21 protein-coding genes are annotated in these 23,344 nt (G+C 65.1%); 13 read left to right on the top strand and 8 right to left on the bottom strand.

All coding sequences use genetic code 11. From position 1 onward, the window contains the following. The first annotated feature begins 269 nt into the window (after positions 1–269). Together ACTJK6_RS17525 and ACTJK6_RS17520 are read left to right on the top strand one after the other, a co-directional pair. Complete coding sequence (locus ACTJK6_RS17525) at positions 270–560, top strand: hypothetical protein (protein WP_440839672.1); 291 nt, start codon at positions 270–272, stop codon at positions 558–560. Next, the gene (locus ACTJK6_RS17520) at positions 541–2,013 is read left to right on the top strand and encodes a sensor domain-containing diguanylate cyclase (protein WP_316871687.1); all 1,473 of its coding nucleotides are present in this window, start codon (positions 541–543) and stop codon (positions 2,011–2,013) included. The genes ACTJK6_RS17525 and ACTJK6_RS17520 overlap by 20 nt, the downstream gene beginning before the upstream one ends. Positions 2,014–2,031: 18 nt before the next feature. Here the strand turns inward: ACTJK6_RS17520 and ACTJK6_RS17515 are convergent, their stop codons facing one another. After that, a complete protein-coding gene (locus tag ACTJK6_RS17515) occupies positions 2,032–2,874 on the bottom strand; it encodes a class I SAM-dependent methyltransferase (protein WP_322018534.1) in 843 nt (280 codons plus the stop codon). Positions 2,875–3,089: 215 nt separating this feature from the next. On the opposite strand from ACTJK6_RS17515, the gene ACTJK6_RS17510 reads away from it, so the two are divergent. After that, the gene (locus ACTJK6_RS17510; RefSeq protein WP_440839671.1) at positions 3,090–4,352 is read left to right on the top strand and encodes a TIGR03862 family flavoprotein; all 1,263 of its coding nucleotides are present in this window, start codon (positions 3,090–3,092) and stop codon (positions 4,350–4,352) included. A 9-nt stretch (positions 4,353–4,361) separates the two neighbouring features. On the opposite strand, the gene ACTJK6_RS17505 is transcribed toward ACTJK6_RS17510, so the two are convergent. Continuing rightward, the gene (locus tag ACTJK6_RS17505; RefSeq protein ID WP_440839670.1) at positions 4,362–5,516 is read right to left on the bottom strand and encodes a methyltransferase; all 1,155 of its coding nucleotides are present in this window, start codon (positions 5,514–5,516) and stop codon (positions 4,362–4,364) included. Between the two features lie 300 nt (positions 5,517–5,816). Here ACTJK6_RS17505 and ACTJK6_RS17500 point away from each other — a divergent pair, with 300 nt between their 5' ends. From ACTJK6_RS17500 to ACTJK6_RS17480, 5 genes are all read left to right on the top strand, one after another. Then, a complete protein-coding gene (locus ACTJK6_RS17500; protein WP_440839669.1) occupies positions 5,817–6,551 on the top strand; it encodes a DUF3348 domain-containing protein in 735 nt (244 codons plus the stop codon). Between the two features lie 18 nt (positions 6,552–6,569). Continuing rightward, positions 6,570–8,876: a DUF802 domain-containing protein gene (locus ACTJK6_RS17495; RefSeq protein WP_440839668.1), complete on the top strand. Its 2,307-nt coding sequence runs from the start codon at positions 6,570–6,572 to the stop codon at positions 8,874–8,876. Beyond that, entirely contained in the window at positions 8,873–9,526 is a 654-nt protein-coding gene (locus ACTJK6_RS17490; RefSeq protein ID WP_206274768.1) for an OmpA family protein, read from the top strand. Before ACTJK6_RS17495 ends, ACTJK6_RS17490 begins: the two co-directional genes overlap by 4 nt. After that, positions 9,504–10,148, top strand: coding sequence for a DUF2894 domain-containing protein (locus ACTJK6_RS17485; RefSeq protein ID WP_440839667.1), 645 nt, complete (start codon positions 9,504–9,506; stop codon positions 10,146–10,148). The genes ACTJK6_RS17490 and ACTJK6_RS17485 overlap by 23 nt, the downstream gene beginning before the upstream one ends. A 161-nt stretch (positions 10,149–10,309) precedes the next feature. Next, positions 10,310–11,293: a hypothetical protein gene (locus ACTJK6_RS17480; RefSeq protein ID WP_316871680.1), complete on the top strand. Its 984-nt coding sequence runs from the start codon at positions 10,310–10,312 to the stop codon at positions 11,291–11,293. 78 nt (positions 11,294–11,371) lie between these two features. Here the strand turns inward: ACTJK6_RS17480 and ACTJK6_RS17475 are convergent, their stop codons facing one another. Further along, positions 11,372–11,797 (bottom strand): HU family DNA-binding protein, encoded by a 426-nt coding sequence (locus tag ACTJK6_RS17475; RefSeq protein WP_232039144.1) that lies wholly within the window; start codon positions 11,795–11,797, stop codon positions 11,372–11,374. Between the two features lie 192 nt (positions 11,798–11,989). Between ACTJK6_RS17475 and ACTJK6_RS17470 the strand changes: the two genes are divergently transcribed. Both ACTJK6_RS17470 and ACTJK6_RS17465 read left to right on the top strand, forming a co-directional pair. Continuing rightward, a complete protein-coding gene (locus tag ACTJK6_RS17470; RefSeq protein WP_440839666.1) occupies positions 11,990–13,192 on the top strand; it encodes a DUF2252 family protein in 1,203 nt (400 codons plus the stop codon). 131 nt (positions 13,193–13,323) lie between these two features. Then, positions 13,324–14,193 carry an NmrA family NAD(P)-binding protein gene (locus ACTJK6_RS17465; RefSeq protein WP_316871677.1) on the top strand — a complete coding sequence of 290 codons (870 nt, stop codon included), beginning with the start codon at positions 13,324–13,326 and terminating at the stop codon, positions 14,191–14,193. 33 nt (positions 14,194–14,226) lie between these two features. On the opposite strand, the gene ACTJK6_RS17460 is transcribed toward ACTJK6_RS17465, so the two are convergent. Then, positions 14,227–15,522, bottom strand: coding sequence for an Nramp family divalent metal transporter (locus ACTJK6_RS17460; RefSeq protein WP_440839664.1), 1,296 nt, complete (start codon positions 15,520–15,522; stop codon positions 14,227–14,229). Positions 15,523–15,666: 144 nt separating this feature from the next. On the opposite strand from ACTJK6_RS17460, the gene ACTJK6_RS17455 reads away from it, so the two are divergent. The 3 genes from ACTJK6_RS17455 to ACTJK6_RS17445 all read left to right on the top strand — a co-directional run bounded on the left by ACTJK6_RS17455 (position 15,667) and on the right by ACTJK6_RS17445 (position 17,059). Next, positions 15,667–16,536, top strand: a complete 870-nt coding sequence (locus tag ACTJK6_RS17455) for a manganese catalase family protein (protein ID WP_440077960.1) — start codon at positions 15,667–15,669, stop codon at positions 16,534–16,536. 98 nt (positions 16,537–16,634) lie between these two features. Then, the gene (locus ACTJK6_RS17450) at positions 16,635–16,817 is read left to right on the top strand and encodes a hypothetical protein (protein WP_373407682.1); all 183 of its coding nucleotides are present in this window, start codon (positions 16,635–16,637) and stop codon (positions 16,815–16,817) included. Further along, positions 16,814–17,059, top strand: a complete 246-nt coding sequence (locus tag ACTJK6_RS17445; RefSeq protein ID WP_440839663.1) for a DUF6566 family protein — start codon at positions 16,814–16,816, stop codon at positions 17,057–17,059. Before ACTJK6_RS17450 ends, ACTJK6_RS17445 begins: the two co-directional genes overlap by 4 nt. 88 nt (positions 17,060–17,147) lie before the next feature. On the opposite strand, the gene pdeM is transcribed toward ACTJK6_RS17445, so the two are convergent. From pdeM to ACTJK6_RS17425, 4 genes are read right to left on the bottom strand one after another with little or no spacing between them, the layout of a single operon-like run. Next, entirely contained in the window at positions 17,148–17,813 is a 666-nt protein-coding gene (gene pdeM / locus ACTJK6_RS17440; RefSeq protein WP_440077961.1) for a ligase-associated DNA damage response endonuclease PdeM, read from the bottom strand. Then, positions 17,810–20,425, bottom strand: a complete 2,616-nt coding sequence (locus ACTJK6_RS17435) for a ligase-associated DNA damage response DEXH box helicase (protein WP_440839661.1) — start codon at positions 20,423–20,425, stop codon at positions 17,810–17,812. The genes pdeM and ACTJK6_RS17435 overlap by 4 nt, the downstream gene beginning before the upstream one ends. Continuing rightward, positions 20,422–22,068 (bottom strand): ATP-dependent DNA ligase, encoded by a 1,647-nt coding sequence (locus tag ACTJK6_RS17430; RefSeq protein ID WP_322018523.1) that lies wholly within the window; start codon positions 22,066–22,068, stop codon positions 20,422–20,424. Before ACTJK6_RS17430 ends, ACTJK6_RS17435 begins: the two co-directional genes overlap by 4 nt. Further along, positions 22,065–23,093 (bottom strand): ligase-associated DNA damage response exonuclease, encoded by a 1,029-nt coding sequence (locus ACTJK6_RS17425; RefSeq protein ID WP_260803192.1) that lies wholly within the window; start codon positions 23,091–23,093, stop codon positions 22,065–22,067. The genes ACTJK6_RS17430 and ACTJK6_RS17425 overlap by 4 nt, the downstream gene beginning before the upstream one ends. Positions 23,094–23,344: the final 251 nt, after the last annotated feature.

The raw sequence follows: 23,344 nt of genomic DNA, 5'->3' as shown, positions 1-23,344 counted from the left end.
TCGGCGGCCCAGGGCTCAAAAGAAAAGTGGGGGGCAGGCCGCAGAATCGGGACAAGGAATTACCCGCTTCTTGCGCGGTGCAAATCACAGCCCGCGCACGGGATGCACGGATTCTGGAGGAAACGGCCTGCGAATCGAGACGAAGTTTTTTAAATCACGTGCAAGAGAATGCGCTGGGGGCTTTGCAGTTTTCGGTATGCCTATCTGCAAAGCTGCGGCGGCTTTCCGGGGTGAAGGGCGACTTCTGCAAAGCGCGTTGAAAAAATGAAATGCGCTTCGCGATTCGTGAAAATATCTTAAAAATCGAAACGGATATTTTTACAACGCCAGATAAAGCAAAACTAAATACGGAGTGGGAGTCGAAAATCGCGCTGGGGAACTTTCCACGTATTCGGCAAGGTATTGCGCTGCAGCAGTTGATCAGCGTCGTCTGCCTGGGGGTAATCCTTCCGGATGAGGCCGGCGCTGTGCGCGGTGTTACACAAAACCGGTACGCTCGCAAGGTTCGCAAAGTGTTTTCTGTCTTCCGTAGAGCGATTCATGCAATCCGCGTCCGATAGCGTCAGCAGCCCGGCGGCTGTGGGTGTCAACCTGATCGACTTTTTCGATGTCACGCCCACGTCATTGTGGCTGGAGGACTACAGCGATCTGCACCGCCTCTTCGCCCAATGGCGCGCCGCCGGCGTGACCGATCTGCAGCGCTTTCTGGAAGAAGACGTCTCACGCGTGGCGGCGTGTTCGGCCTGCATCAAGGTGCTGCGCGTGAACCGGCGCACGTTGTCCATGTACGCCGCCCCGGATGCCGAAACCCTGACCGCGCGCCTGGCAGACGTGCTGCGCGACGACATGCTCGAAGCCCACGTGGGCGAACTCGTGCAGCTTTGGTCGGGCGAGTCGTCGTTCGAGAGCCGCAGCGTCAACTACACGCTCGACGGCCGCCGTCTGGACATCCTGCTCAAGGGCGTGGTCCTGCCCGACCACGAGCAGCCGTGGGACCGCGTGCTGGTGGCCGTGGACGACATCACCGAACTTGAAGACGCCCGCCGCCGCGTCGCGGCCAGCCAGCTCTACGCGCGCGGCGTGTTCGAGCACGCGCCTGTGTCGCTGTGGGTGGAAAACTTCAGCACCATCAAGATGCTGCTGGACGAAGTGCGCATGCAGGGCATCACCGATTTCCGCACCTTTACCGACGTGCACCCTGAGTTTGTCGAGCGCTGCATGCAGGAGATCCAGGTGCTCGACGTCAACGGCTTTACGCTGGAGATGTTCAAGGCCCGCAACCGCAACGACTTGCTTGGCCGCTTGCCGGAGGTGTTTCGCGACGACATGCGCTCGCACTTTCGCGAGCAGTTGATCGACCTGTGGGACGGCAGGCTGTTCCAGCAGCGCGAGGTCATCAACTATGGGCTCGATGGCAACCCGCTGAACATCCACCTGCAGTTCTCCGTCTTCCCCGGTCGCGAGAAGGATTGGGACATGGTGCTGCTGGCGCTGACCGACATCACGGCGCGCAAGAAGGCCGAGTCGTACCTCGAATATCTGGGCAAGCACGACGTGCTGACCAAGCTGAAGAACCGCTCGTTCTACGTGGACGAGATCAACCGGCTGGAGCGCAAGGGCCCGTTCCCGGTCACGGTCATCATGATCGACCTGAACGACTTGAAGAGCGTGAACGACCAGCTCGGCCACGCCGCAGGCGACGCGCTACTGCGCCGCGCCGGCGAGGTGCTCGGCAAGGCCATCGACAAGCCCGCACACGCCGCGCGCATTGGCGGCGATGAGTTTGCCGTGCTGCTGCCCGGCGCCGACGCACAGGCCGGTGCGGCACTGGTGGAAAGCTTGCGCAAGCTGGTGGAACTCAACAACCAGTTCTATCCGGGCGCGGTGCTCGGCTTTTCCATGGGTTGCGCCACCTGCCACGAAGGCGGGCGCCTGGAAGAAACGCTGCGCGAAGCCGATGTGGCCATGTACGAAGACAAGCGGGTGCAGCACGAAGGTAGACGCCCGGCATAACCGCGGCGTCCCACTTCTTCAAGAGCCAGCCGGCGCAAAGAACCGCTCGTGCAGTTCTCCCAGTCCCAGCGTGCTGATCACCTCGTTCAGCCGCTCGGTCGGGCGGCGGCGCGGCAGGTCTTTGTACTGCGCGATGATCAGCTCGTTCTTCATCGAGTGTTCCCACCCGACGAGTTCCGTTACGCTGACCTGATAGCCGTGCGCCTCAAGCTGCAGGCAGCGCAGCACGTTGGTGACCTGGCTGCCGAATTCACGCGTGTGCAGCGGGTGGCGCCAGATTTCCGTGAGCGCATTGCCGAGCGATTTGCCTTTGTTCTTGCGCAGCACGCCGGCCACCTCCGCCTGGCAGCACGGCACGAGCACGATGTACTGCGCATGCTTTTCGAGCGCAAAGCGGATCGCATCGTCCGTGGCGGTATTGCACGCATGCAGTGCGGTCACGATGTCGATCGTGGCCGGCAGTCGGTCAGACGTGATCGATTCTGCCACCGACAGGTTCAGGAACGACATCCCCTTGAAGCCGAGCCTCGCGGCAAGTTCGGTCGACTTGGCGACCAGCTCTTCGCGCGTCTCAATGCCGTAAATGTGGGACGTGCCATCGCCCGGCTGTTCCTTGCAGAACAGGTCGTACAGGATGAAGCCGAGGTACGACTTGCCCGCGCCGTGGTCGACGAGCGTGACGTGCCCCTTGGCTTGCTGCACGTCGGCCATCAGCGGCTCGATGAACTGGTACAGGTGATAGACCTGCTTGAGCTTGCGCCGGCTGTCCTGGTTCATCTTGCCGTCGCGCGTCAGGATGTGCAGTTCCTTGAGCAGCTCGATCGACTGGTTGGGGCGGATTTCGTGGGTCTTGTTGGACATCGTCAGGACAGCTTGGGCGACATGTCGCACGGAAGGGGATCGGTGCGGCGGCGCGGAGAAAAAGCGGAAAGAGGGCGCCAGTTTACCGAAAAGCGCAGTGGGCGACGGCAAGCGCACGTCAGTGGCCGCCACCCGCGGCCTCGTTTGCCCGCGCTCGGGCAGGATGTGACAATAGCGCCCCGCTTGTCTGTCCCGCATGAACCCGTCCACCCCGCATGTCAGAAACACCTAACGCTCCTCTCGTTGCCGTGATCGGTGCCGGCCCTGCCGGGCTGATGGCCGCTGAAGTCCTGTCGCGCAACGGCGTGCGTGTGGAAGTGTTCGATGCCATGCCTTCGGCCGGGCGCAAGTTCCTGCTGGCGGGCATTGGGGGGATGAACATCACGCATTCCGAGCCGATCGACGCGTTCCTCGGGCGCTATCGCACTCGGCGCGAGGCGCTGGCGCCGTTCATCGGCCGCTTCAGCCCGGACGCTCTGCGTGCGTGGATTCATGAGCTGGGCATCGACACGTTTGTCGGCAGTTCGGGGCGGGTGTTTCCGACCGAGATGAAGGCCGCGCCCCTGCTGCGCGCATGGCTGCACCGGCTGCGCGAGGCGGGCGTGCAGTTGCACATGCGGCATCGCTGGGTAGGGTGGGCAGAACCGTCGGACCACGCGCAGGTGCTGCGCTTTGAAACCGCCGATGTTGAACGGCTGGTGCAAGCCGATGCCGTGGTGCTGGCCATGGGCGGCGGCAGTTGGCCGCGCCTGGGCTCCGACGGCGCCTGGGTGCCGTTGCTGGAGGCGCGCGGCGTGCAGGTGCAGCCATTGCAGCCTGCCAACTGCGGGTTTGATGCCGATTGGAGCGCGTATTTCCAGGAGCGTTTTGCGGGGCAGCCGGTCAAGTCGGTCGCCATCGGTTTGCCGTCGGGCAATGAGGGTGCGCTGCAATTCCGCCAGGGCGAGTTCGTCGTCACGCAGACCGGCATTGAAGGCAGCCTCGTCTATGCGTTGTCAGCCCCGATTCGCGATGCGCTGGCCGCAGAGGGCAGTGCGACGATCTGGCTTGACCTTGCGCCAGGCTGGAGCGCGCAACGTGTGAGCGATGAACTGATGCGCCCGCGCGGCGCGCGTTCGATGTCGAGTCATCTGCAAAGCAAGCTGAATATCACGGGCGTAAAGCTCGGCCTGCTGCGCGAGTGCCTGAGCAAGGAGGCGTTTGCCGATCTTGCGCAACTGGCCAAGGCCATCAAGGCGTTGCCGTTGCGGCTCACACGCACTCGGCCCATCGACGAGGCGATCAGCACCGCAGGCGGCGTGGCGTTCGAAGCGCTGGATGCAAAGCTGATGATCGAGCGGCTGCCGGGCGTGTTCTGCGCAGGCGAGATGCTCGACTGGGAGGCACCGACCGGCGGCTATCTGCTGACGGCGTGCTTCGCGAGCGGCGCCGCTGCAGGGCAGGGCGCGCTCGACTACCTGGCGAAGATGGCGCGCTGAATTGCTGGCCTATTGGCGCGCCTTCAAGCGCCACAACGATGTCACCTCGGCAACACGGGCGCGATAGAGCGGGTCGTTCTCATCGGACGCCTTCGGGTGCTTCGGCTTGATGTCTTCCCGGCTAACAACCTGCAGGCCGGCAGCGTCGATCATGGCCAGCAGGGCATCGCGCGTGCGCAAGCCCAGGTGCTCGGCAAAGTCCGACAGGATCAACCAGCCTTCGCCATTGGGCTCCAGGTGGGCGGCCAGCCCGTCCAGGAAGCCGCGCAGCATGCGGCTGTCAGGGTCGTAAACGGCGCGCTCGATGGGCGAGCTTGGCCGCGCGGGCAGCCACGGCGGGTTGCACACGATCAGCGGGGCACGCCCTTCGGGAAACAGATCGGCCTCAACAATATCGACCTGGGTTTGCAGCCCAAGGCGCGCCACGTTCTCACGGGCGCAGGCCAGGGCACGCGGGTCCTGGTCCGTGCCGATGACGCGCTTCACGCCGCGTTTGGCCAGCACCGCTGCCAGCACACCTGTACCCGTGCCGATGTCGAATGCCAGCGCTTTTGAAGGCAACGGCGCCTTCGCCACCAGTTCGATGTATTCCCCGCGCACGGGCGAGAACACGCCATAGTGCGGGTGAATGCGCTCACCACCGAGCGCGGGAATCTCGACCCCTTTCTTGCGCCACTCATGCGCGCCGATCAGGCCCAGCAGCTCACGCAGCGAGACGACGGAAGCGGCGTTGCTCGTGTTGTAGGCCTCCGTGCAGGCCTCGCGCATGTCGGGGGCGCGGCGCAGCGGGATCGTGTAATCCGCATCCAGCGGAATCAGCAGCATGCCGAGCGTGCGGGCGCGCTGCGATTGCGCCTGCCGGTGCAGGTTGAACGCATCGATGGGCGAGGTGGGTTCCTTGCGTGCCTTGCCGGGTTTGCGATCGGTGCGGCGGGACATCGCCTGCAGCAGTTGGCGCGCGTTCTGGAAATCGCCCTGCCATAGCAGTGCGGTGCCTTCGCACGCGAGGCGGTAGGCGGCATCGGCGGTGGTCCGATCGTCGGCGATGACCACGCGCTTGGGCGGCGGATTGCCGGCTTCGGAGCGCCAGAGGGCGGTATGGACGGCGTCGCTGCTGGCTTCAGGGCGGTCGTCGGTCCAGGTCAGGGTGGGGTGGTCGGTCACGGGGGAAATGGGCGGAAGGCGGGGGAGGGTGCGGTCGTGGGCGACACGATACCGCTGTCGGCGTGATCGCACAAATGTGGGCGGGCGACCCGAGCGTCGCTGCACTGACGCGGTTTCGATGGGGCCTGTGTCAGAAAAAGACCCGATGCCAGGCTATGCGCGCGAAGAGGCGGGCCGCTATCGGCGGCGAGCCGATGGATCGCTGCAATTCTTCGGGCGAAGTGATTCTTCTGCCACCCAAAGACGCCAGTCCGACCCGGCAGGCAGTGTAAACTCCAGCCTTTTTTCGGCACTCGTAGCATGGCGCACGTCCAGCAACGCAGGGCGCTCAGCGCCCCTGCGCTGATCCGCATTCTTGCTCGCCTGGCGGACGTCGACGTTTCCGCATCCGCGCAGCCGCTTTCCGACCGGTTGAGCCAATGGCTCAGTTGGACGGATGCCATCACGCTGTCGTCGGCATTGAGCGCGGCACCGCCGGCCAGTGCCTCCAGCAGGCGGCCTGTCGGTCCCGACGCCGAGACCATCGGCAGCCGTGTCCGTGCGGCGCTGACGAAATCCATCGCGTCCAGTTGCGCGCCAGAGACGAGGCCTGGGCCACGCGCGCCGATTCAGAACCCATCGGTACCGTTGGTGGTCGACTATGCCGATTTTCGGCAGCGCTATGTGTTGATGCAGCAGACCATGGAACTGGAGATCGGCGACCTGCGTGCCCGTCTGCGTCGCCTGCTGGCTGCCAGGACGCCCGACCTCGCGCGGCTTGCGGTGCTGGATGCCAGCATGGAGCAGGCGCTCGCCGGCCGCGAACGTTCGTTGCTGGGGGCCATTCCGTCGATGCTGGGGCCGTACTTCGAGCGCTTGCGCGCGGCTGAGCAGCAGCGGCAGGCCGAGTTGCCCGCAGAGGGCCAGGCCACCCCATCCACATCCCGCGCCTGGCTGGACGCGTTCCGCAAGGATATGCAGAGCGTGCTCCTGGCCGAGCTTGATGTTCGTTTTCAACCGATCGACGGGTTGCTCGCAGCCCTTCGCCCCCGCTAAGCGGGACAGACACCATTCATGTCCAGACTTCACCTGAATCTCATCGTTTTCTTTGTCGGGCTGGCGGCCTTGGGGTGGATTGCCGGCGGCTACGTCGTCGGCGGAAACCTGCTGGCGCTGGCGGTCACGCTCGTGATCGGTGCCGTCTATGTAACAGGCGCGCTCGAGCTGCGCCGCTATCGTCAGGCCACGAGCACCGTTGCGCAGGCCGTGACGGGGCTGTCCGAGGCACCGCCCAATCTGGCTACCTGGCTGGACCAACTGCACCCGAGTCTGCGCAATGCCGTGCGCCTGCGCGTGGAAGGCGAGCGCGTTGCGCTGCCTGCGCCCGCGTTGACACCGTATCTGGTGGGCTTGCTGGTGCTGCTCGGTATGCTGGGCACGCTGCTCGGTATGGTGGTGACGCTCAAAGGCACAGGTGCGGCGCTGGAGAGCGCGACGGATCTGCAGGCGATCCGCGCATCGCTGGCCGCCCCCATCAAGGGGTTGGGATTCTCGTTCGGCACCTCGATTGCCGGTGTGGCGACATCCGCCATGCTGGGGTTGCTCTCGGCGCTGTGCCGGCGCGAGCGGCTGCAGGCAGTCCAGGCGCTCGACACGAAGATCGCGACCACGCTGCGCATCTATTCGCACGCGCATCAGCGTGAAGAGACGTTCAAGCTCCTGCAGCGGCAATCCGATGTGATGCCCGCACTGGTTGACCGGTTGCAGGCGATGATGGCGTCGCTGGAGCAGCAGAGTGCGGCCAGCGGCGCGCGACAGATCACCGCCCAGCAGGCATTTCTCGACAAGACGGAAGCCGCCTACAGCCAGCTTGCATCCTCGGTGGGGCAGTCGTTGAAAGACAGCGCATCGGAGAGCGCCCGCCTTGCGACCGCCGCCCTGCAGCCTGTGGTGGAAACGACGATGGCGGGGCTCGCCCGTGAATCGGCGGCGCTGCAGGAAACGGTCACGCACGCGGTGCAGCGTCAGCTGGATGGCCTGTCGACCCGCTTTGAAGCCACGGCCGAGACGGTTTCCGGCATCTGGAACAACGCCCTGTCGGCGCATCAACGTTCCAGCGAAGCCCTGGTTGGCCAAGTCGGTGCCTCGCTCGACCGGTTTGCTGAAACATTCGAGCAACGCTCGGCGCGGTTGCTCGATGGCGTAACCGACCGCCTGAACGCCACGGCGGGCGGCTTGTCCACCGCTTGGGCGGATGCGCTTGCCCGCCAAGATCAGGCCCACGCCGAACTGGCCGCCCGGAACCAGCGCGCGCTGGAGGCCGCTGCCGCCACGTTCGAGCAACACGCCGTGGCGTTGCAAGACGCGTCGCGCCAGTCGCATACGGCGCTGCAAGCCGCACTGGAAGCACGGGACGCGCAACGTCTGGCGGTCTGGACCGAGGCGCTCGGCGCCACGGGCGAGAAGCTGAGCCAGGCGTGGGAGAAAGCGGGCGCCGATACGGCAAATCGTCAGCAAGACATCTGCAATGCGCTGGCGCAGACCGCGCGCGATATCGCTTCGCAGCAGGACGCATCGCGCCAATCGCATGCCACGCTGCAAGCTGCGCTGGAAGCGCGCGACGCGCAACGTCTGGCGGCCTGGACCGATGCACTCGGCACGATGGCCGCCAAGCTGAGCGAGGCGTGGGAGAAGACAGGCGCCGATACCGCGAGCCGTCAGCAACAGATTTGCGACGCACTGGCGCAAACCGCGCGCGATATCTCCGCGCAAACGCAGGCGCACGCCAACAACACGATCGGCGAGATTTCTCGCCTGGTGCAGGCCGCATCGGAAGCACCAAAGGCGGCAGCGGAAGTGGTGGCCGAACTGCGCCAGAAGCTGTCCGACAGCATGGTGCGCGATACCGCGATGCTGGACGAGCGTGCGCGCCTGCTGGGTACGCTGGAAACGCTGCTCGATGCGGTCAACCATGCGTCGACCGAGCAGCGCACGGCGGTGGATGCGCTGGTGGCAACGTCGGCAGATCTGCTGGAGCGCGTGGGCGTGCGGTTTACCGATCGGGTGGAAGCCGAGACCGGCAAGCTTGGCGCGGTGGCGGCGCAGGTGACCGGCAGCGCGGTCGAGGTGGCGAGCCTGGGCGAGGCCTTTGGTGCGGCTGTGCAGCTGTTTGGCGAATCGAACGACAAGCTTGCGGCACAGCTTCAGCGCATCGAAGCCGCGCTCGACAAGTCGCTCACCCGCAGCGACGAACAGCTTGCCTACTACGTGGCGCAGGCGCGTGAGGTGATCGACCTGAGCATGCTGTCTCAGAAGCAGATCCTGGAAGACCTGCAGCGGCTGGGTGATCAGCGCGCGCTGGCCGGGACCGAAGCGGCATGAACGACGAGATTGACGGTGGCATCGACGCCACAGCGCCGGTCTGGGCCGCGTTTGGCGATCTGATGTCGGTGCTGCTGGGCGCGTTCGTGCTGATCCTGGTGGGCGTGATCGGCGTGCAGCTGGAGCTGTCGTCCAAGCTGGAGAACGAGGTCAAGCAGCGCGAGGCCGAAGCGCAGCGCCGCAAGACGCTGGAGCAGGCGCTGGCCGGCCCGCTGGCGGCGGGGCGCGTGACACTCGTCAACGGGCGCATTGGCATCAATGGCAATGTGCTGTTCGCGATCAACTCCGACCAGCTGCAGCCCGAGGGCCGCGCGCTGATGAAGAGCTTGGCGGGGCCGCTGGCCGCGTATCTCACATCGCGTGAAGAGATCCTGATGGTGAGCGGCTTTTCTGACGACCAGCAGGTGCGTGCTGGCAACCGCCTGTTTGCAGATAACTGGGAGCTGTCCGCCAAGCGCGCACTGACCGTAACGCGCGCGCTGATTGACGAAGGCATTCCCGCGTCGAGCGTGTTTGCGGCAGCGTTTGGTTCGCAGCAGCCGGTGAGTTCCAATGCAGACGACGTGGGGCGCGCCAAGAACCGGCGGGTGGAGATCGCGCCTGTTCCAAGGCAGGCCGCTTCCAACGGTGGACGCCGTGAGCCGCACTGATTTGCCCACGCTAGCCACGCTCGACAGTTGGCGCGCAAGTGGCGCGGACCGCCTGGACCGCGTGCGCTTTTGCTTTATCGAAGCGCTGCATCGGCGCACGGCCGATCAAACCGGCGAGGCGCGGCGCATTCTCGATGCGCGCCTGGGCGCGCTGATGGCGGCTTATGCAAAAGAGGTCGATCGCGCGACGGTGATGTCCGATGCGACCGGCGCAGAGGCACCTTCCGGCAGCGTGCTGTCCGAACTGCTGCGTGATATTGCCAACCGTGAACGCACGGATGTCGTGAGCGCTGCGGACGGCGGTCCGGGGCATCATCTGCACGCATTGCCGGAACTGAAGATTCTCGAAGACGTGCGGGACACCTGGTCCCGCGTCAGCGCCGAGAAACAGTTGCGCGATGCGTTGGACAAGGTGCCGGTGAATGCCGGTCCGCTGAATTCGAGCAGTCTTGTGCACCGGTCATTGCTATTGATGCGCGAGGTGTCCCCCGATTATCTGCGGCAGTTTTTGTCGTATGTGGACGCGCTTTCGTGGCTGGAGCGCATGAGCGGGGACGGCCCCTTCGTTGGCCAGGACGCTGCCCGCGGCGGCGGCAAGGCCGCGCGGGGCAAGGCGCGCTAGCCGTCACAGCAGTAAATCCTTTGAAAGGCGACATAGGTTAACAAACGATCACCGTTGAAATGAGATAGATCGGTATATTTTCATTTCATCGATGTGCCGCTGCGCCGGATGAGGCGCGGCTGGATTCCAAAATCCGTTTGTTTCTCTGCCGAGGTGAACTTATGAAAACCGTTGCGCTCATTGCGCTGACTTGTGTTGCGCTCACGGCTTGTGGTGGTGGCGATTCGTCCTCCACGGTAGCGACCGGCTCCGGGTCGGGTTCCGGTACTGGTGCAGGCACGGGTTCGGGTTCGGGCTCGGGATCCGGCAGTGGTGGTGGCACCTCAGGCAGCACGCTGACGTTGCGCTACGAAGCGCTGACGCCCGCACCCGACGCAGCGAGTTTTCTGACGCAGGTGAATGCTGAAGGCGCAAAGGGCTTCCGCTATCTGAGCGATATGTTCAACGCAACGACCAACACGACGAGTTCGATCTTCGTCAACGACGGCGCTGCGCAAACGTATACGTACGAACTGGCCGCGGCGCAGACGACTCAGTCGACCTTCATCGCGCAAGCAAACGGCGAGGGCGCGCGCGGCTACCGCTTTGAAGGGCCGCTGACATACGGAAACCTCTATCGCAAGGATGGCGGCTCGTCAGCGACTTACACCTACGTGGCCGCTGCTTGGCCGACGAGTCAGGCAGCGTTTCTCACACAGGCGAACGGCCAGGGGCAGTCGGGCTATTGGCTGGTGGGCCCGATCATGCTGGGCTCGACCAGCGCGAGCCTGTACATGAAGAACAACGCGTCCAGCGCGACGTATACGTACGACGCGCTGGCGCCGCAAGCCAGCGCGGCGAGTTTCCTCGCACAGGCAAATAGCGAAGGCGCCAAGGGCTATCGCGGGAAGGGTGAGTTGGCGTTCGGCACCGATGTGGCCTGGATCTACGTGAAGGATCAGACGCAATCGCCGACGTTCACGTATCAGTCGGCCGCCATGCAAGCGAGCAGCGCGGCGTTCGTGCAGCAGTCGAATACGCTCGGCGCGCAGGGCATCGCCTACTTTGGCGACCTCGCGCTCGGGACGGCTGCGTCGTATTACTTCCAGCCCACGAACTGCGCGGGGTTCTTGTGCACGGCACTTAACCCGCTGACACAGAACTGAGCCTCACTTCCGGTTAGTCCAGCCGGCAGACACGCAAAAAAAAAGGGAGCCGAAGCTCCCTTTTTTTTGTGGCTGCGCTCAGCCGTTGATGGCTGCGTCCTTGACCTTCTTCAGGGCGCGGACCTTGACACGCACGGTTGCCGGTTTGGCTTCGAACCACTGGTCCACGCCAGTAAAGGGGTTCTTGCCGAAGCGGCGCTTGGTTGCCGGCACCTTGACCGACGTCACCTTGAACAGGCCCGGCAGCGTGAATTCACCGGCGCCCTTCTTGTGCAGCGAAGCCACGATGGTGTTCTCCAGATGGAGCAGCACCGCCTTCACCGCCTTGGCGTCGACGGCAGCTTGTTCAGCCAGATGGCTCACCAGGCTCGCCTTGGTGAACGTGTCCTTCAAAGGCTTGAGGGTCGGCGTCGTTGCGGCAGGCTTCTTTGCCGGAGCGGCCTTCTTAGCCGGCGAGGCCTTCTTTGCAGCGGTCTTGGCAGCGGTCTTGGTTTTGGTGGCCATAGTGAGAATAGATGGTTGAGTAAAGTTGACCATTCAATGGAAGCAACGCTGTGCAGCGCGCTTCGAGCAAGCATAGCAAAGGTTCAGCGCCGTTGAGGTGTTATCTCCACTGTCCGGTGGGCAGGGAACGCTTATTGCATGCGGTTTGGGGTGTCCATCAACCAGATCAAGCGTGCCAAGTTCAGCACAAGCATGGCCCAACGAAAATCGTCGCGTAGCGTGGTGAGCCCCAAGAATCGCGCGCCCGTGCTCACCCGGCTGCGTCAATCCAAGATGACGCGCTCGACCCATGCGTACGTTCGCGGCAGTACCGTGAGGTTTTACGAGTGGTTGAGCGAGGTGCAGCCGCACACGTTCCCAGAAGGGCCCATCATCTGGATTTGCGGCGATTGCCATGTCGGAAACCTTGGCCCCGTTGGCGATGCCTCTGGCGCCACGCACATACAGATCCGGGATATGGACCAGACCGTACTGGGCAATCCCGCGCACGACTTGATTCGGCTTGGCGTGTCGCTGGCGACGGCCGCCCGCGGGTCGGACCTGCCCGGCATCGTGACCGCACGCATGGTGGAAGCGCTGATGGCGGGCTACCTGCACGGTATCGATCCGGATGCGGCGGCGCACCTGCCGCCGCGCCCCGCGTCCGTGCGCACGGCCATGAAGGCAGCGATAGCGCGCACGTGGAAAGAACTGGCCAAGGACCGGCTCGACGGCACGTCCCCCACCATTCCTCTCGGGCGCCATTTCTGGCCGCTCTCTCGCGAGGAACGGCGCGAACTGAAACAACTCGTGAGCCAGCACGAAGTGCTTGCCCTGGTGGCGCGCCTTTACGAAATGCCTGGGGAAGCCTCCGTCAGCATCGTCGATGCGGCGTACTGGGTCAAAGGTTGCAGCTCGCTCGGGCAGCGGCGCTATGCCGTCTTGCTGGCAGTCGACCAGGATCGCGGGCCGCGGTATCGGCTGATCGACATCAAGGAGGCGGGAAAAGCCGCAGCGCCCAGTGCCTGCGCACGCGATATGCCCCGGATCAACGGCGAGCGCGTGGTCACGGGCGCGCGTCGTCTCTCTCCCGACCTGGGTGATCGCATGGCATGGGGACGCATGCTCGGCAGCAGCTTTTTCATGCGTGAGCTTCAACCGCAAGATATGAAGCTGTCCGTCGACAAGCTGGAGCACAAGGACGCCACGGTATTGGCTGCGTATCTGGGCAATGTCGTGGGCCTTGCACACGGCAGCCAGATGCCGCGAGATGTCGCCATGGCCTGGCACCGCGAGCTGGAGGCGCGTCACGGACGTTCCATCAATGCGCCGTTCTGGCTGTGGTCTTCGATTGTCGATCTGCTCGGGCTGCACGAGCGCCAGTATCTTGAGCACTGTCGCGCCTGGGCTGATTGATCCGATGCGCTGCCACGCATCCATCCGCAGGCACAAACGCTGCTTGCGAGGCATTCAGACCATCGCAAGTCATCCATGGCGATGGCGCTGGGCTGCTCGGGTACGCAGCCAAGACATCAAGGAGACGCGCGATGTACGTGGTGATGGGTGCAACCGGACACGTGGGGGGCGCCGTTGCGCAAACGCTGCTGGCGAGCGGGGAACAGGTGACGATCCTGACCCGGAGGCCCGAGCGCGCAGGTCGCTGGCGGGACAAAGGTGCATCGGTCGCGATGGCCGACGTGGAGGACGTCGATTCGTTAAGGGCGGCATTCCGGCGCGGGCGGCGCGCATTCCTCCTCAACCCGCCTGCCGATATTGCCGGCGACACCGATGCGGCGGAGCGCCGGACGATCGCCAACATTCTCGCGGCACTGGAGGATTCAGGGCTGGAGAAGGTGGTGGCCGCGTCAACCTATGGCGCGCGCCCCGGGCAGGGCATCGGCGACCTGACGACGTTGTGGGAATTGGAGGAGGGCTTGCGTCGCCAGCCAATCCCGGCCGCAATCAATCGTGGCGCCTATTACATGACCAACTGGGCCGGCCTGCTTGAGACGGTTACGCAGACGGGCAAGCTGCCGAGCATGTTCCCCGCCGACATGCCGATGCCGATGGTGGCACCGGCCGACCTGGGCGAGACAGCGGCGGCGCGGCTCCTGACACCAGTGGAAGACGTGGGCGTGCGCTATGTGGAGGGCCCGCAGCGCTACACACCGCAGGATGTTGCACAAGCCATGGCGCGCACGCTTGGCCGTGGTGTGGCGGTGGAAGTTGCGCCACGCGACCGTTGGGAAACGATCTACAAAGGGCTCGGCTTCTCTGATGAAGCTGCCCGCGCCTACGTACGGATGACCGCCGTGACTCTGGACGAGGGTTTCGACATGTTGAGCGACGTTGTGCGCGGCCATGTCTCATTGGCAGATTTCATTGCAGCGGCGGTAGTGCAGGCGGCGCTCGCATGATCAGGCCGCCGAAATGAGCGCCGTCGCACATTGCTAGGCGACGAGATGGGCAAGCAGCGCACAGTTCAACCCCGCAACCAGCACGGCGCCCACCGCAGCCAGCACTACCAGACCGTGACCGGCTGCATGCTGTCCCATCAAGTCGGGCCGGCGCGCCAACCAGATCAGCGCCGCCATGGGAAACGGCACCACCATGCTCAGAATGACTTGGCTCAGCACGAGGGCGCGCGTGACATCCATACCTGCCCCGATGACGATGAACGCAGGCACCATGGTGATCAGCCGGCGCATCCACACCGGCAAGCGCGCACGCAGGAAACCCTGCAGTACCATCTGCCCCGCCAGTGTGCCGACCACCGAGCTGGACAACCCCGACGCGATCAGCCCAACCAGAAACACCAGCCCGGCTGATGCCCCGAACAGCGGCGCCAACGTGACATAGGCATCCTCAATGCCGGCCACCTCCGCATGTGCGCCGTGAAACGCGCCCGCTGATACCACCACCATGGCGAGATTGATGCAGCCAGCAGCGGCTAGCGCGGCCACCACCTCGCGGTTGGAATACCGAAGCAGTTGCGACGTCTCCGATGCACTGCGTGGGCGTACACGCGCATTGACCAGCCCCGAGTGCAGAAAGAGCGCGTGCGGCATCACCGTGGCCCCAACAATGCCCGCCGCCACCATGAATGCATCGGGTGGAAGTGCTGTGGGGACCAGGGTTTGCCGAAGGGCGGCCGTCCACGAAACAGGCAAGATCCACACTTGGATGATGTAAGAGATACCGATCACGGCCACCAGCGCGCCGATCATCAGCTCGACATGGCGGAACCCGCGCGCCTGCAGCATCAGCAGCAGATAGGTCAGCACACCGGCGACAACCATGGCGTGCAGCAACGGCATTCCCGTCAGGAGCGCGATGCCGACAGCGGCACCGACGAACTCCGCAAGGTCGGTCGCCATGGCCGCAAGCTCGCTGAGCAGCCACATGCCAAGGCGGGCAGGTGCCGGCAAATGCGTGCGACAGAGCTGCGCCAGATTCTGGCCCGTCACAATGCCCACCCGTGCAGAGAGCATCTGGAAGAGCATCGCCACCAAGCTGGACGCGAGCACAACCCAGAGCAACTGATACCCGTATCGCGCACCGGCTTCAATGCCGGTGGCGATGTTGCCCGGGTCGGTATACGCAACTGAAACCACCACGGCCGGGCCCACAAACGGGATGCACGTGCGCCAACCGCGTCGCCGGCCTTCCAGCGCTTCGCGTGCGTGGGCGACGACGCATCGCGATGCAGAAGAGGTGTCGCGTTCAAGCGCGAGAGTGTCGTCCATGGAATCTCCCGGATAGGTGGCGCAGGGCCCTTCGCAACGCGCGTACCTGATTGCCCGCAGGGCAAGCGTGCAGCGTGCGATGGAACGGGTGTTGCGGAGAAGGGACGCGCCATGAAGGCACCCACCCATTCCCGGAGAACACCCATGTTCATGCACAACAAGCGATTGCAGTACACCGTTCGGGTCAGCGAAACCGATCCAGGCTTGGCCAACCTGTTGCTGGAACAGTTCGGTGGCCCGCAAGGCGAGCTTGCTGCCGCCATGCGCTACTTCACGCAAGCCGTGGCAGAAGAAGATGCAGGCCGCAAGGACATGCTCTACGACATCGCGACGGAGGAACTGAGCCACCTGGAGATCATCGGCACCATCGTCGCCATGCTCAATCGCGGTGCGAAAGGGGAATTGGCGGAAGCGGTGGACGAGCAGGCGGAGCTGTATCGCAAGCTCAATGGCGCCGGTAACGACAGCCATGTGACGCAGGTGCTTTATGGCGGCGGCCCGTCGTTGACGAACTCGGCGGGCGTTCCGTGGACGGCGGCCTATATCGATTCGCTGGGCGAGCCGACGGCGGACTTGCGCTCGAACATTGCGGCCGAAGCACGCGCCAAGATCATCTATGAACGGTTGATCAACGTGAGCGATGACCCCGGTGTGCGCGACGCGCTGGGCTTTCTCATGACGCGCGAAGTGTCGCACCAGAAGTCGTTCGAGAAAGCGCTGTATGCCATCAACGGCAACTTTCCCCCGGGCAAGCGGCCGCCGGTGCCTGAGTTCAGCGACGCGTATTTCAAGATGTCGCGCGGTGGCCCCATCGTGCAGGCGCCGTGGAATAGCGGCACGGGCCTCGAGTTGGTCTCGGACCCGCCCGTGCCCGTCGACGGCGGGGACGGCAACGCATCGGTCAACCTGACCGACGCCGAGCTGGAAGCGCTTGAAGCCATGAAGACGCGCCTGGCGTCGGATCCTGCTGTCGATCCGACGACCGGCGCGGAGCTTGGTGAAACGAAGGCGTAACGTCCACGTAACGACCGCACCCAGGCCCGGGTGCTGCGCCGCTCGGGCCTGGACATTGCGTCTACGCCAGGCACTGGCTGTTTCAAGCTCGAACAGACATGGAGACGCTCATGCATATGCAAGAACTGCTTGCGATCGCGGCGCTCACTCTTGCCGTGATTGCCATGTACTCCCTCGCCCGTGGCTTGCCCGCAGGTGTGTTCGGGGCGGGTGCGCAACCACTCGCGCTGATGTATTCGGGCGTCAATCCGCCTCACCCTTTCTTGAACGGAAAGCGATGATGGCGAGCGATACGGCGCGCGAAGGCGAGGTGCGGTTCGAGTGTGCCGGCCATACCGCCACGGTCAGCGCGGAGCAGGACGCGCAGGGCGTGTGGGTGCCGCGCATTGCTGTCGCAAACGGCGAGCGGCAGTTCCAAATCCGGGAAATATCCCAGACGTGGCGCGGCTGGTATACCGAAGGCGAGGCCGTTCGAGATGGGATGGAACAGGCGCGGTTGCTGCTGACGCATGAGTGGCCTTGAGTCCTGCTGTTCGACGCCGTCATGCCGGGCGTGGAGGACGGCGTCGCCGTCGGTCATGAAACGATGGGCGAAGTTGTGGAAGTCGTGTCTAGCTCAAACCCGGTAGCGGCCAAACGCGGTCGTCCACAACTCCGTAGAGCGCTTCCCCGGCCGCAACAGGTGCGGTCCACAACCCTGTGAACTCGCCGAACGCGGGTAGCAGCGCTCCGCGTTGCCCGAAGCGGAAGCACGGTAGCCGGAGCCGATCTTTTCCGCGTCCGCTGATGACCACGCCCGGGTGCACGTGACCGGCAATGACGTAGCGATCGGGCACCACTTGCGGCTCATGGCATAGCGCGAAGGGGCCGATCTCCCACGGCTCTTCCACCACGTTGAATTGCAGGTCCGCAGGCGGGTCGCCCGCATGGCGGTCGTGGTTGCCGCGGACCAGCGTGCAGGCCATGTCGGCGTGCCGTATGCGCCACGCGACGAGCGCGTCGATTGCACCGTGTGCCTCGCGCGCGTGGAGCAGGTCGCCCAGCCATGCAATATGTGCGACGGGTAACCGCGCCAGCATGGCATCCAGGCGGGCGATAGCCTGGACTGTGCTTCCGGCGGGCACCGGCACACCGCGCGCACGGAAGGTTGCCGCCTTGCCGAAATGCGCGTCGGCCACCATCAGCATGCGTTGCGCGGGCCACCACAGCGCGCGCTCGGGCAGGAGCCATACGGTCTCGCCCGCGCATTGGATGACGAGGTCTTGAGCAGAGGTCATAGCAGTGGCAGCGGCTTCGATGTCTTGCGCGGCCGGCGCGTGCGGCGGCTGGATTTGCCCGCGGTGTCGGGCGAATCGGTCAGGCGCAGCGCGGCCTGTACGTCTGTCTCGATGTCTGGCCGCGTTGCGGCATCCGGATCGGTCGGCTCGGGGCCGGCAGCGCGTTCTGCTTCGGCCAGCATGCGGGCGATCCGATCGGCGAGCTTCTCGGTCGAGAGTTGCTCGCGAAACCGCTCCACCATCAACGGAAAGCCGAACGGCGAAGGCCGCTTCAGCGCGCACAGTTCGAGCCGCAAACCGCGCATGCGGATGAGGGCGGCTTCGATGCGGTCGAGGTCCAGCTCCTGGCGCAGCACTTCGGTTTCTGCCTGCGAGAGCAGCAGGTTGCCGGGGTCGTGGCGCCGGAAGACTTCATAGAACAAACCGGATGAAGCCTGCAACTGGCGGGTACTTTTGTGCGCACCGGGGTAGCCCTGAAACACGAGCCCCGATACGCGTGCAATCTCGCGAAAGCGGCGCTGCGCCAGTTCTCCGGCGTTGAGGCTGGCCAGCACATCCTGCATGAGCGTGTGGGTCGCGAAGAGTTCGCCGCTGGCCAGCAGCGCGGGCCAGTCGATGGGCGTGGCCGACAGGAGTTCGAGGCCGTAGTCGTTGAACGCCAGGGAAAACGTGGCCGGCGTGCGATTGGCGGCGCGCCAGCCCAGCAAGCTTGCCAGCCCCAGGTGCGCATGCCGCCCGGCAAACGGGTAGAGAAAGAGATGCCAGCCTTCGCGGGAGTGCAGGGTTTCGGCCACCAGCGTTGCCGTGGTGGGCAGCGCAGACCAGCGCGCCTGCAGCTCCAGCAGCGGGCGCGCGGCTTCCATTTCGGGGCTGTCGAAACGCGCATGTGCCGCCGCATCGAGTTGCGTCACCACTGCGTGCGCCAGCTCGGTGGAAAGCGGCATGCGACCACCGTTCCAGCGCGGCACGGCAGCGCGTTTGCCGGTGGCGCGCCGCACATAGGCTGTCATGTCCTGCACGCGCACCAGCTCCAGCAGGCGGCCCGCAAACAGGAAGTTGTCACCGGGGCGCAGCCGCGCAATGAAACCTTCCTCGATCGAGCCCAGCGCACCGCCGCCGGAAGCGCGCCACCAGCGCACGGTCATCGTTGCATCGCTGACGATGGTGCCGATGCTCATGCGGTGCCGCCGCGCGAGCCGTGCGTCGGGCACGCGCCAGATACCATGTTCATCGGGCGTGACGCGGTGGTAGTCGGGATACGCCGTGAGCGAGTGGCCGCCTTGCCGCACGAAGTCGAGCGCCCATTGCCACTCGTCGTCGCGCAGATCTCGGTAGGCCCATGCCCGGCGCACTTCCTGCAACAGCGCCTCGGGTACGAAGCCGCCCCCGAGTGCCACCGTCACCAGATGCTGGACCAGCACATCAAGCGGTTTATGCGGCGAGGTGCGGGCTTCCACGTGGCCCGACATGGCGGCCGCGCGCGCGGCCGCGCCTTCCACGAGCTCAAGACTATGGGTGGGCACCACCGTCACGCGAGAAGCCCGGCCGGGTGCATGGCCAGATCGCCCTGCACGCTGCAACAGGCGCGCCACGCCCTTGGGTGAGCCGATCTGCAGGACGCGTTCCACCGGCAGAAAGTCCACACCCAAATCCAGGCTCGACGTGCAGAACACCGCCTTGAGCATGCCTTGCTTGAGCCCGGTCTCGACCCAATCGCGCGTTGCGCGGTCCAGCGAGCCGTGATGCAACGCGATGAGCCCCGCCCACTCCGGCCGCGCATTGATGACGGCCTGATACCACAGCTCCGCCTGCGAGCGCGTATTGAGAAACACCAGCGCGGTGCGGGCACTTTCCAGCTCCTCAAGCACGTGGGGCAGCATCGCCATGCCCAGGTGTCCGGCCCACGGAAACCGGCCCACACCATCCGGCAGCAACGTATCGATCTCCATGCGCTTGGGCAGGTGGCCTTGCACCAGCGTGCCGGCGCTGGGCGCCGCCGCATCGCCCAGCGCGTCCATGGCTTCCGGCAGGTTGCCCAGCGTGGCGGAGAGGCCCCACACGACCAGCCCCGGCGACCACGCGCGCAACCGTGCCAGCGCCAATTGCACCTGCACGCCACGCTTGTTGCCGACCAGTTCGTGCCATTCATCCACGATCACCACGCGCACCGAGCCGAGCGCCTCACGCGCATCGGCACGCGCGAGCAGCAACGACAGGCTTTCGGGTGTTGTCACCAGGGCCGTGGGCAAGCGGCGCGATTGCGCGGCACGCTCGGCGCTGCCGGTGTCGCCGGTGCGCAGCCCGAGCGTCCAGTGCGGTGCCAGCGCCTGTGCAGCTTCGTTCAATGCCCGCGTGGTGTCGGCCGCCAGCGCACGCATGGGCGTGAGCCACAGCGCCGACAAAGGCGGCGCGCCGCCGCGCCCGCGCACCTGCGCCAACCGCTGTAGCGCGCCGAGCCACACCGCATAGGTTTTTCCCGCCCCCGTGGTGGCGTGCAGCAGGCCCGATTCACCGCGTGCCATGGCCGACCACACGGTGCGCTGGAATGGCATTGGCGTCCAGCCACGCGCGGCAAACCACGCATCAAGATCGGGCATTGGGGGTTCGTTCATGGCGGAGGCAGCAGGCTTTCCAGTGCCTGCAATGTATCGGCTTCTGCGACCGGCTTGTCATGGCGCCAGCGCAGCATGCGCGGAAACCGTACCGCGATGCCGCTCTTGTGGCGCGCGCTGCGCGCAATGCCTTCAAAGCCGAGTTCAAACACCAGCGTTGGGGTCACGCTGCGCACGGGGCCAAAACTTTCAACCGTGGTCTTGCGGATGAGCGCGTCGACCTTGCGGATCTCCGCGTCGCTCAAGCCCGAGTACGCCTTGGCAAATGGCACCAGCTTGCGCTCGGGCACCTCAGGCGGTGCATCCCATACGGCAAAGGTGTAGTCGGTGTAGAGGCTCGCGCGCCGGCCGTGGCCGCGCTGCGCATAGATCAGGACGGCATCCACCGAGAACGGATCGATCTTCCACTTCCACCAGACGCCCACATCCTTGGTGCGCCCCACGCCGTAGCGCGCGTCGCGCCGCTTGAGCATCAGCCCCTCCACGCCGAGCTCGCGCGAGGCTTCACGCTGGCGCGCAAGGTGGTGCCAATCGTCGCCGTACAGCAGCGGAGACAGCTCCAGCGCCGGATGAATGTATTCGGCAATCACGCGTTCAAGTTGTACGCGCCGCTCGCTTTGCGTGCGCTCGCGCAAATCCTGCCCTTGCCATTCCAGCAGGTCATACGCCAGGAGCACCGCCGGCGCTTCTCGCAGCACGCGCGCGTTCAGCGTCTTGCGGCCGATGCGTTGCTGAAGCAGCGCAAAGGGCTGCACGCGGCCCTCTTGCCACACCACGATCTCGCCGTCGAGCACGGTGCCAGAAGGCAGCGCCTCCGCCATGGAGGACAGTTCGGGAAAGCGCTCGGTGATGAGTTCCTCGCCGCGAGACCACAGCCATGCGCTGTCGGCGCGACGCACGAGCTGTGCGCGGATGCCATCCCACTTCCATTCGATTTGCCAGTCAGCGGGCGTGCCGAGCAGTGTGTCGAAGGCGTCCACCTCGGCCTGTAGCGGGTGCGCGAGAAAGAACGGATACGGGTGGCCGGTATCGAGCGCTTGGCCGTCGACACTGGCATCGGCCAGCAGCGCGCGATAGCGCTCGGCCGTGGGCGCTTGGCCGATATCGGTATAGCCCATCAGCCGTTGCGCGACGTGCTTGGGATCGGTGCCGCCCACTTCGGCCAGTGCGCGCGTGACCAGCAGTTTTGACACCCCCACACGAAACGCCCCCGTGATCAGCTTCATCAACACCAGCCGCGCTTTCAGCGGAAGGCCGCGGCACAGTGCAGCCAGGCGAGGCAGCACCAGCTCGGGCGGCTGCCCGCGCAACGGCAGCAGGCGGGCTTCCATCCACTCGGCCAGGCTGGTGTCGTCTGCGTGATCTGCATCGGGCAGGACGAGGGCGATGGTCTCGGCCAGGTCGCCTACGGCTTGGTAGCACTCGTCAAACAGCCATTCGGGCAGGCCGGATGTGGTCTGCGCAAAGCTGGCGAGCACGCGCGCGGGCACCAACTGGCGGGGCTTGCCGCCGGCCAGGAAGTAGACCGCCCAGGCTGCGTCGGCATCGGGCGCGGTGCGCAGGTAGGCCACCAGTGCGGCCAACTTGCCGTTGCTCGATGTGGTGGCGTCGAGCTGCGCGTACAGGTCGGCAAAGGCTTTCATGGCGCGGGAGGGGCCGCTGGTTCGACTTCTTCGCCTTCGTCGCCATACTCGGTGGCGAAGGCGCGCGCATCCAGGCCGCGCTCGCATAGCCAGCGCACCATCGGCGCGACCTGGCCATGCGTGACATAGACCCGCGTGGCGCCCGTGGCATCAATGGCTTGCAGCAAGCCGGGCCAGTCTGCGTGATCGGACAGCACGATGCCGCGATCGACGCCGCGCCGCCGGCGTGCCCCGCGAAGCTGCATCCAGCCGCTGGCAAAGGCATCGGCATAGTCGCCAAAACGGCGCATCCACGGTGTGCGTTGGGCGGAGGGCGGTGCCAGCACGAGTGCGCGTCGCAATTCAGCGCGGGGCACGTCGGCCGCCAGTTGCGTGGGTGGGAGCGCCACGCCCGCGTGCCGATAGGCGGCGTCCAACTGCAGCATGGCGCCGTGCGAAACAATTGGCCCGATGCCGGTATCGAGCCCCGACAGAATGCGCTGAGCCTTTCCGAACGCATAGCAGAACACGACGCTCGCGCGGCCCGCCTCGGCATTCTCCCGCCACCATGCGTTGAGCTGCGCAAAGATCTCCGTCTGCGGCCGCCAGTGGTAGATCGGCAGTCCGAATGTGGATTCGGTGATGAATGTATTGCAGCGCACGGGCTCGAACGGCGTGCAGGTGCTATCCGCCTCGACCTTGTAGTCGCCAGATACGACCCACACGTCGCCACCGTATTCCAGCCGCACCTGCGCAGAGCCCAGCACGTGCCCTGCTGGATGAAAGCTCAACCGGACGCCGTGATGGACGATGGATTCGCCGTACGACAGCGTCTGCAGGGGGATGTTGTCACCCAGGCGCGCACGCAGCACGCCCGCACCAGGGGCGGCAGCGAGGTAATGCTGGTGCCCGATGCGGGCGTGGTCACTGTGGGCGTGCGTGATGACGGCGCGGTCAACCGGCCGCCAAGGGTCAATGTAGAAGTCGCCTACTGGGCAGTACAAGCCTTTGGGCGTTGTCACGATCAGTTCCGCTGCGCTGGTCATCACTCGCTCTCATTCGAGACCCCTATCAGGTTTTGGCGACAACATTAACGCAATGGCTGCTTATGCGCAGGCTCGCCACGCATGTCGGCCGGGCCGCCGGGGCCTGCGGCGGCACTGTTGCCCGAAGGCCCAGTGATGCCGCCAGTCCCGCCCGCTCCTGAGGAGGCAGACGCGGCCGGCGGCGTAGACGGATCAGGCGCGGAGGCCGGCATGGTGTCCGGATATCGCGACAAGGAATGTTTTGCGGTCTT

This window comes from Ralstonia sp. 22086 (assembly GCF_052045975.1).
Lineage (GTDB): Bacteria > Pseudomonadota > Gammaproteobacteria > Burkholderiales > Burkholderiaceae > Ralstonia > Ralstonia wenshanensis.
This window is presented reverse-complemented; position numbering and strand designations above follow the sequence as displayed.

What these genes read in the sequence shown, in the direction of transcription:
- ACTJK6_RS17465 (WP_316871677.1), top strand. Translation starts at nt 13,324, where the DNA reads ATGTACGTGGTGATGGGTGCAACCGGACACGTGGGGGGCGCCGTTGCG.
- ACTJK6_RS17500 (WP_440839669.1), top strand. Translation starts at nt 5,817, where the DNA reads ATGGCGCACGTCCAGCAACGCAGGGCGCTCAGCGCCCCTGCGCTGATC.
- ACTJK6_RS17435 (WP_440839661.1), bottom strand. Translation starts at nt 20,425, where the DNA reads ATGAACGAACCCCCAATGCCCGATCTTGATGCGTGGTTTGCCGCGCGT.
- ACTJK6_RS17425 (WP_260803192.1), bottom strand. Translation starts at nt 23,093, where the DNA reads ATGACCAGCGCAGCGGAACTGATCGTGACAACGCCCAAAGGCTTGTAC.
- ACTJK6_RS17495 (WP_440839668.1), top strand. Translation starts at nt 6,570, where the DNA reads ATGTCCAGACTTCACCTGAATCTCATCGTTTTCTTTGTCGGGCTGGCG.
- ACTJK6_RS17460 (WP_440839664.1), bottom strand. Translation starts at nt 15,522, where the DNA reads ATGGACGACACTCTCGCGCTTGAACGCGACACCTCTTCTGCATCGCGA.
- ACTJK6_RS17510 (WP_440839671.1), top strand. Translation starts at nt 3,090, where the DNA reads ATGTCAGAAACACCTAACGCTCCTCTCGTTGCCGTGATCGGTGCCGGC.
- ACTJK6_RS17475 (WP_232039144.1), bottom strand. Translation starts at nt 11,797, where the DNA reads ATGGCCACCAAAACCAAGACCGCTGCCAAGACCGCTGCAAAGAAGGCC.
- ACTJK6_RS17525 (WP_440839672.1), top strand. Translation starts at nt 270, where the DNA reads ATGCGCTTCGCGATTCGTGAAAATATCTTAAAAATCGAAACGGATATT.
- ACTJK6_RS17520 (WP_316871687.1), top strand. Translation starts at nt 541, where the DNA reads ATGCAATCCGCGTCCGATAGCGTCAGCAGCCCGGCGGCTGTGGGTGTC.
- ACTJK6_RS17480 (WP_316871680.1), top strand. Translation starts at nt 10,310, where the DNA reads ATGAAAACCGTTGCGCTCATTGCGCTGACTTGTGTTGCGCTCACGGCT.
- ACTJK6_RS17515 (WP_322018534.1), bottom strand. Translation starts at nt 2,874, where the DNA reads ATGTCCAACAAGACCCACGAAATCCGCCCCAACCAGTCGATCGAGCTG.
- ACTJK6_RS17455 (WP_440077960.1), top strand. Translation starts at nt 15,667, where the DNA reads ATGTTCATGCACAACAAGCGATTGCAGTACACCGTTCGGGTCAGCGAA.
- ACTJK6_RS17430 (WP_322018523.1), bottom strand. Translation starts at nt 22,068, where the DNA reads ATGAAAGCCTTTGCCGACCTGTACGCGCAGCTCGACGCCACCACATCG.
- ACTJK6_RS17450 (WP_373407682.1), top strand. Translation starts at nt 16,635, where the DNA reads ATGGAGACGCTCATGCATATGCAAGAACTGCTTGCGATCGCGGCGCTC.
- ACTJK6_RS17470 (WP_440839666.1), top strand. Translation starts at nt 11,990, where the DNA reads ATGGCCCAACGAAAATCGTCGCGTAGCGTGGTGAGCCCCAAGAATCGC.
- ACTJK6_RS17445 (WP_440839663.1), top strand. Translation starts at nt 16,814, where the DNA reads ATGATGGCGAGCGATACGGCGCGCGAAGGCGAGGTGCGGTTCGAGTGT.
- ACTJK6_RS17490 (WP_206274768.1), top strand. Translation starts at nt 8,873, where the DNA reads ATGAACGACGAGATTGACGGTGGCATCGACGCCACAGCGCCGGTCTGG.
- pdeM (WP_440077961.1), bottom strand. Translation starts at nt 17,813, where the DNA reads ATGACCTCTGCTCAAGACCTCGTCATCCAATGCGCGGGCGAGACCGTA.